Below are 1,278 nucleotides of genomic sequence, written 5' to 3'. Positions count from 1 at the left end.
AAACTTTTCCCCATTTTCATGAAGTTCCTTATTATGAGCAAGATAGAAGTTATAGATAAATCTGCAAGTACCTATTGTTTTACGAATCTTGATTTTCTGCTCCTCTGTCGGATTTATTTCCGTCTTGAAGCTCTTCAGCAATTTCCTCATCCCTTTCTATCTGTCTTTTATACTTGCGAAGTTCATACAGCCTGCAGGAGAACGCATGGAGTATTGAAACAATATCCTTTGTTTACTACCACTATGGTTGCATTAGACTTCTTACAGAACTCTTTTCAAACTAGTCATAACCCAATCTGATAAATCTATCTTTATTGGTTACTATTACAGTTTTTGAATACCCATAATCTACAGGTAACGATTTAAGAAAAATGTGGAGCAGAAATATCAATGATATACCCCTGTGATATTATCATTAATTCCTTTATTTTCATTAAAGAAAAGGAAAACACCTAACAGAAGCTTACAGCTCTGAAAAATAGTGTCTGAATGCAGCGAATGATGCTGTAACATCCGTAAAAATCACATAAAAAGCTACCAGATCATTTTATGAATTTGAAGAATTCAATACAGTTCTCAATACTACTGGAATAGACATTTCTGGGTTAACTGAAAGATAGAATCCTTCTTAGGCCTTAATACTTTATTTGACATGTGGTTATAGCTCAGCTCCATCCGGTTTCTAATCTAATTATAGAACAAATAGAAAATCCATGCACTAGGTTTAATCTCGAGAACGCCGTTTAATAGGTGTTTATGAAATTTAATTTTCACTAACATATGGTTTGCAGATATTCAAATTGCGGTTTTATTTTTTTCCATTACTTCATCCAATAAATCGTTACAGGGTTTCCATAACCTTCAATACACTGCTCTACAATAATTCCCTACACATTACAAAATCTTAAAAGTACAACTTGATTTAGCAAATACTGATCATAAGTGCAATAACGCCTATTAGTTATAATTCGGTTTGCCTATAAAGTTTCTTCTCTATCCCAACGTTATACAGATACGCCTAAAAGTTTAGAAAAATCCTTTGGTTTATAATTCGTGAAATTTGATGTGTTCATTTTAAAACTCTCCTTTGAGTAGATTTGATCACATTTAATCACAATAATCGATATATTTAGTTACTTATATTTTCCTCCTGAAGATATTAAGTTACAGTTCAATGATGTAGTAAGTAGTGTCAGTGAAGCAATTTATAAAGTATTGTGAACCTTTAATTTTTAAGGGGGGTCAATAGAAAACTCGCTTTAAATATTTGGGGGTTTG

At 32.1% G+C, this 1,278-nt stretch carries 1 protein-coding gene; it reads right to left on the bottom strand.

Annotation, left to right across the window (positions count from 1 at the left end; all coding sequences use genetic code 11):
* On the bottom strand, positions 1-150 hold a 150-nt coding region (locus tag DW269_RS12465), incomplete at its 3' end, for a helix-turn-helix domain-containing protein (protein WP_147580615.1).
* Positions 151-1,278: the final 1,128 nt, after the last annotated feature.

The sequence above is a fragment of the Catenibacterium sp. AM22-6LB genome (assembly GCF_003435615.1).
Lineage (GTDB): Bacteria > Bacillota_I > Bacilli_A > Erysipelotrichales > Coprobacillaceae > Catenibacterium > Catenibacterium mitsuoka_A.
This window is presented reverse-complemented; position numbering and strand designations above follow the sequence as displayed.